Origin of the sequence: Motilimonas pumila, assembly GCF_003596335.1 — a bacterium.
GTDB lineage: Bacteria > Pseudomonadota > Gammaproteobacteria > Enterobacterales > CBDFNC01 > Motilimonas > Motilimonas pumila.
In genome coordinates, this window is record NZ_QZCH01000037.1 from 21,964 (window position 1) to 28,879 (window position 6,916).

Here is a 6,916-nt window from a genome sequence, read left to right on the forward strand (position 1 = left end):
GCTAATATTGACAGCCTAACGCTCATGCAAAGTGGCTGAATGCCCTCAGACCTTGCAAGTCGCAGGAAGTAAACAGAAGTGACACTCTAAAATCCGGACTAACGTCATGAAAAATAATGAAATTTATAATTAATATGACACACCAATAGCACCTGCGAATTAATCATGTTTTTATTGCCAACTTATCTGTTTTAGCTAGCGCCACAAAACTGTCTTTTTTGTTCACGATGAAATGTGTTTGAAATCAGAGCAAGGTAATTTATCCGTTGATTTTAATCGCCGTTTGGCAAAGGGAGAAACTAAGTTTAGGTTAGAATTTACCTACATGCTGTCATAGACTTAGCGGTGATATCTGTTGTACTTACTAGGTCGAATGGTGAGTTATCAAAGATTTATAGCTGCACATTATCTATCTTATGTTAAATTCACTATTCTCACATTGAGAGCTTTCCAATCTTTGATTGTTAATCGCATTTTACGACTGGATCGATTGACCTAGTCAACTTAATTCGGTCACCCTAGTTAAGCTCTTTAAGCGACTTCTTTTATCGGTTTATCCATACGCTCAAACTCATTGGGACTCTGATAATTAAGGTATGAGTGCATCCGATGGCTGTTGTACCACATAGTTATATAGTTCAAGGTATCTTTCTGCGCTGCATACCGCGTTTTGTAATTGCGCCAGTGAACTCTTTCTTGTTTTAAACTGCCGAAAAAGCTTTCTACAACGGCATTGTCCCAACAACATCCTTTTTTGCTCATACTACCCACAAACTTATGTGAGCTTAGTAGGCGTCGATATTGATGACTTGTATACTGAACGCCTTGGTTTGAGTGTACTATTAACCCAGCTTTAGGCTTACGTTGCCAGATGGCCATTGTGAGTGCATCACACACAAGCGCAGCTTTCATTCGGCTGCCCATACTCCAACCAACTACTTTACGTGAATATAAATCTATCACGACGGCTAAATACTGCCACCCTTCAGAAGTCCATATGTAAGTAATGTCTAGAGCCCAAGCTTGATTGGGGTGTTGAATATCAAAATCCTGCTGGAGCTCATTATCATATATCAGTTTGTTATGATCGCTGTTTGTTGTTGCCTTGTATTTCTTTTTATAGCGTACCCAGACGTTCGCCTCTTTCATCAATTGTGCTGTTTTCTTACGGCTGATATGTACTAACGACTAAATGGAGTGATTATGCTCTTTTAACTGCATCCAGCTCATTTTCTGCCTGTCGCATATCGTCTATAGCCTCTTTTAAGTCTTCAGAACTTACCGCACCTGCTCGATGAAGCCTTGCCATTTCCTTGTGATGCTGACAAGCGCAATCATACTTTTCTCTTGCTTCATTTATTTCAGGAGTTCTGTTTATGTTGAACATAGACAACTACCTCATGTGATTGAATGATCATGTTAAACACTACAGTACAAAGATGAGTAAAAGTAAGTCAAAGCAGCGCGATATAAATTGAGAGATGGTGCAAGTCTAACAACGAATGGGGCAAAGACGTGCCCCCAACCGGTTATGAGGTCGGGGGCTTTATTTAATCAGAACAATAAATTTATTTTCTTCAAAATGTTGTAACAGAGTTAAGCCAAAGCCATCACTTCAGTAACTAACTCTTGTAAATGGTCTACATATGCATTCAAAAATGGCTGTACAGTTTCTCTGTCATGTAAATTACCACTAATTTGAAATCTTGCCTTATAAGCTCCATTCGCAGTTCGGATGCCTTCAGCATAAATAGCAACACCTCGATCTAAATCGGGAGATTCATATACGTTGAGAGCCGAACTTCTGTTCTCCTCAAATGCGAGTTTGTCTGTTTCAACCTTTATGTACTGACTTATATCAGCATCCATAACAGGATTACCCTCCTCAGTTTTCGACCATGACGCTTGATAATTAAACAAAAATTCTGCATGTGGTAGTTTATGCATTTGTTCTTTTATAGCATCGTTGTCTGATAAATACCTTAGACAGCCATAAGACACGCCCTTATTTGGTAGCTCTTTCAATTGCTTATTGAGTGACTTCGCGGCAGAAATTATGTCCTTAGGTAGAAGGTCTAAATCAATAACGACCGGAACAGGATCAAGCAGCCACCCTAACGTTCTTGATAAGTCCAAATCAATAAATGGTAAACTTCTCACTGTAATAGCAATATCTATAACAAACAGTGAATGCCCGCTCCACTCCCTATAAGCCATTGCTATACATGCTAAGTGTATCGCTGTGTCGGATAGGCCAGTCGATCGGCTTAAGTTATTTAGCAAGCATGCACTGGCTTCTTCAGCGAGTGAATGCTCCAACATAATTGAGCTGTTTACTGTATTCTTCCCATTAGGCCGATCTTTTGGCATCGATTGATATTTATGCCAGGGGAGAGATAGCCAGTAGTCTTTATCTTGCTCTGCCTTGTTATTTGCAAAGCATTTCATCTCCTTGGCAAACTCCTTTACCGAAGCTGACTTTATTGGATAGTTAATTTCAACTCCGCTTATAGCCATTTTCAAAAAGTGAATCAAATCCTCATGCAAGATAGGGTGAGAATAACCATCAAATACTCTATGGTGATAACTTAACAGAACCTTTGCTTCGTTACCTATCACCTGAAAGTAGTGCATTTGGATAGGTGAGTTCGACAGTTTCATACTACACAGCTTTGCTCGACCTAATTTGATTAACTCTGTATCAACGATACCATGGGTTAAATCATGAAATAATACAGGATTAGCTTTAATAAAAATGTCAGTCGAAACGATCTCTTCAACCCACTCGCCCTCAACTAAAGAGAGCTGTGAGCGCAAAATGTCATGTTGAGTGACAAGAGCTAGGTAAGCCTTTTCCAGCACAGGCAAAGTGATAACACGACTATCAACATTTAACCAATGAAAAGCATTGTATTGCTCAAAGTCCTCTCCTCTTTTGAAGAGCCAATGTAAAATAGGAGAAACTGGCATTTTACCAACAACTTCACTGACTGCGTTGCCTTTCCCTACATAAGGCTCTGTTCGCACTATTCCTGCCAAAGATTCAATATCTTGTCGCTCAAACAATTGCTTAACGGTTAGTTGCAAGCCGAGTTTTACTGCGTTGGACATAACCTGAACTAATAATATAGAGTCTCCACCTAACTGGAAGAAGTTATCAGTAACACCTACCCGCTCTACACCCAGCACTTCCTGCCATATCTCGCACAACACCTTCTCAGTCTCGCTGCGTGGTGCAACATATTCACTTTGTAAACCCGAACACACTGCCTTGCGTTTCTGCTGGGCATTTAATTCAATCGACTTGGCTAATAAACTGAAGTTCTGTGATAGCTCGGCTATCTGGCTATAGTGTTGCGAAGACAATAAGCTCACGCTAGAAATAACCCTCTGGCTTTCCATTTTGGATACAGTCGCACTGGAGGCTATGTCTTCTTTTTCTAAAACCTTTCTATAATTTAACCCTAAAAGCGCCTCTACCTTAAAGAAGTACTGGCTCTCAGGCTTTTTGTTTACTTTACCTTTTCCAAGGAGTTGCTCTAAAAAGGCGAGAGCAGGTGTGTTTCGAGCTGTTCTGATAAAGGGAATTGAGATATTTTCGACTCCATGTAATTGTGCGATACGCGCAACCTCTGTAAGTAACTCATACTCAACTCCACGCCCAAAGGCACGACAACTCAATACTGCATTATCGATAAACAGCGTGTCATGTTTAATTCGAAAGAGCGACAGACCAACTAAACCATAACTACCAAATTTATCACTCAACCGTGCACTGACGGCACACAGCTCACCTGTCTTTATCTTAGCTTTTATGGTTAACTCATCAACCAGCATGCCTGTTAAATTAAACTGATTGGTACGCTGTAATAACTCTTGAGCTCTTGCATAATCCATCTCTGATAGGGTTTGAACGTCAATATCCAGCTTCAACGAGTCCAGAAACTCCTGACGGTTACCTGTTGCTTGCTGTAACTGCTCTCGCTGTTGGTTTTGTTTATACTGGATTGTTCTATCTTGCTGTTCTCCTGAAGTATTCTTAATATCAAACGCCCAAACACTGTTAAAAAACAGTGGTAAGCTTTCCATTTGAACAGGTAATTGCAAAGTCAGTACTTGTGGGCAAAATTGCTTCATTTGTGCGCACTGAAGGGAGTCATCATCAATAAAAATAAAACTGTCTAAACCCAAGTTTAATTCATTGGCTAACGACTGGATGTTTTTCCATTTTGGCTCCCAGTTAATTCGCGCACCCACTATATGCTCACGGCGTAATAACATCTCCGAATGCTGATCAAATACAGCCCAAGCATCCTCTGCTTCATTGGCACTACAAAGGCACAAGACAAACCCTTTCGTTTTTAAATCCAGAGCAAAACGTTGCAGGTATTTGAACTCATCTGTTACCGCAACACCTGTTGCCCCCTCCTCAGCACACAACCCCTGCCAAAGTGTATTATCACAATCCAGTACAATCACTTTATAAGGCTTTCTTTCCAGAGCGCTTAACTTTCTAAATGCGGTACTCATTAAGGCTGAGTAGTAACTTGGCGTATAGGGTACATGGCCTGAGTTAAAGCTATGAATATCAAAACAATCCCCCAACTGAAATGCTTGTTCCAATGTGTCAGGCAACACAAGCTCAACTTTCACTAGCGACTCTAACTGCGCTTGTAATCGGTTTTGCTGTAATTCAATACTTTGCAATAAAGGCTCTGCACACACTTGGGCACTTGATGGGCATAAAATAATAACAAAATTGAGCGGTGACTGAGCTTGAATAGCCTCTATCGTACGGCAAAAACGTCCCACAGAGTCCGTTAAGTTTGCTTGCTGCTCAGTTACATCTCCAGTCCCTAGCCAATCATGTAATGACAGTAAAATAAGATTAAAACCATTTTTATTTTGTCGTAATTCACTGTTGGCATCGAGCAACTGTTGAAATACTTGCTGGAAAGGAGTGAGTTGAATGCCCATCTCCAGATTAAGGCTATCACACCAAAACTGAAAACTATCTAACAGGGGCTCGAGTGTGAAGGTACCAGCAACACAAAGTGTTTTGTGGCGCAATCTTGACTGTTTTGCTTGCTCAATTAAACGAGCAGGAAGTACAGTTTCTTTCGCTAATCGTTGTGGTTGATCCAGTAACTGCTCAATCACGCTCTGATAAGCTTCAAGCAGCAGTCTTATTGTTGATTCAGTAAATAACTGTGCGCGATATTCGCATGTCAACGTTAAACCATCCTCAGACTCTTCTGCTATAAATCGTAAATCCAGCAGCGCCTCATTACTTGAAGTATCCTGTGAGCTCACCAGTAAATTATCAATCTGAATTTCTGATGTAGTGTAGTTTTGTAATAATAAAGCTACATTAAACAATGGATTGGCATCTATTTTCCTCGCCGGGTTAACCGCATCAACAACCAAATTAAATGGTAAGGATTTATGCTCCATTACGCTGTTTAGGTGGCTACAACTGCGACACAGATAATCATTCAATGATTCATCTGCGGATAGGTCTCCTCTTATAGCAAGTGTATTGATAAAGCAGCCTATAAGGCTTTCTATTTCAGCGTGATCCCTTCCTGCATCGACGACCCCTATGACTAAGTCATCCAACTCACACCAGCGATGTAATAATAAATTGAGGCTCGAGAACAGGCCTGAAAATAAAGTACTCTGGTGTGTTAATAACAGGTGCTTGAATCGGGTCAACAACTCAGGTCTCACATTAATAACTTGTCTGCCTACCTCATTGCGCGAACCACCTGGTTCAGGCGCATAGTCTGTTGGTAGGCTTATTTCATCTGGCGCCCCTGAGAGCTCATCACACCAAAATGTGAGCGCCTGCTCTTTGAAGTGTTCGATATAGTTATGCTGCCAGTGGGCATAATCAGCATATTGAACTTCTTGTATTGGTAGCGGGCTAACTTGATTCTGACTATAAGCACGATAAAGAGTACAAAACTCATCAATCAAAATTCCAATTGACCAACCATCAGATGCAATGTGGTGCATAGTGACCAGTAATATGTGCTCATCTTCAGCCAGTTTAACCAGCTGGGGCCGTAGCATTAAATCACCACTTAAGTCAAAGGCGGCACAAGCTTCTCTACTCTTTAACTCAACAATGCGTAGCTCCCTAGCTTCAGGCTCCAGCATGGATAAATCTTCCATATTAACGGTGAAATCGGTCACGGAAGTTACGACCTGATGAGGCTCTCCTGCATCATTAACAACAAAAACAGTGCGTAGACTCTCATGGCGTTCAAAGATTGTTGAAAAAGCCTGATTCAGCACTTTGACATCTAATGGTCCTGATAACTTAAGTGCACTGGGCATATGGTACTGCGTACTCTCATTATCAATTTGATTTAACAGCCACATACGCTGCTGGCTATAGGAGAGCATCAATGGCCCTTGTTTTGACACTTTTTCCAGTTTGGGATAACCATGATCGGGCGCTAAATTTAAAAGCTCTTGAGCCAAGCACCCCAGTGATGGCAATAAAAATAGGGTTTTTAACGGCAGGCTTATATTCAACCGCTGATTAATGCGTGATATCAGGCGTGCCGCCAATAGAGAGTGGCCACCTAACTGGAAGAAGTTGTCAACAATACCAACGCGCTCAACCCCCAGCACTTCCTGCCATATCTCACACAACACCTTCTCAGTCTCGCTGCGTGGTGCAATATACTCGGCTTGTTGTGCTGACATATCAGGCTCAGGCAAGGCCTTACGGTCTATCTTTCCATTTGGCGTTAACGGTAACTGCTCAAGTAGAACAAATACTGAGGGGATCATGTAATCCGGCAGTGACAGGCCTAAGTATTGGCGCAGCAGTGCGATATACTCTTGCTCTGCTGTATCTCCACTTTTAACCGGTGCATGGTCATCGTTATCAGTAATTAACGAG

2 protein-coding genes and 1 pseudogene are annotated in these 6,916 nt (G+C 41.4%); all 3 read right to left on the bottom strand.

Annotated elements, in window-relative coordinates; genetic code table 11:
* Positions 1 to 531 precede the first annotated feature (531 nt).
* Positions 532 to 1,176, bottom strand: a pseudogene (locus D1Z90_RS18650) (IS3 family transposase); the annotation flags it as partial.
* 25 nt (positions 1,177 to 1,201) lie between these two features.
* Positions 1,202 to 1,387: a hypothetical protein gene (locus tag D1Z90_RS18655; protein WP_119912313.1), complete on the bottom strand. Its 186-nt coding sequence runs from the start codon at positions 1,385 to 1,387 to the stop codon at positions 1,202 to 1,204.
* A 209-nt stretch (positions 1,388 to 1,596) separates the two neighbouring features.
* Positions 1,597 to 6,804 carry an HAD-IIIC family phosphatase gene (locus D1Z90_RS18660; RefSeq protein ID WP_232525305.1) on the bottom strand — a complete coding sequence of 1,736 codons (5,208 nt, stop codon included), beginning with the start codon at positions 6,802 to 6,804 and terminating at the stop codon, positions 1,597 to 1,599.
* Positions 6,805 to 6,916: the final 112 nt, after the last annotated feature.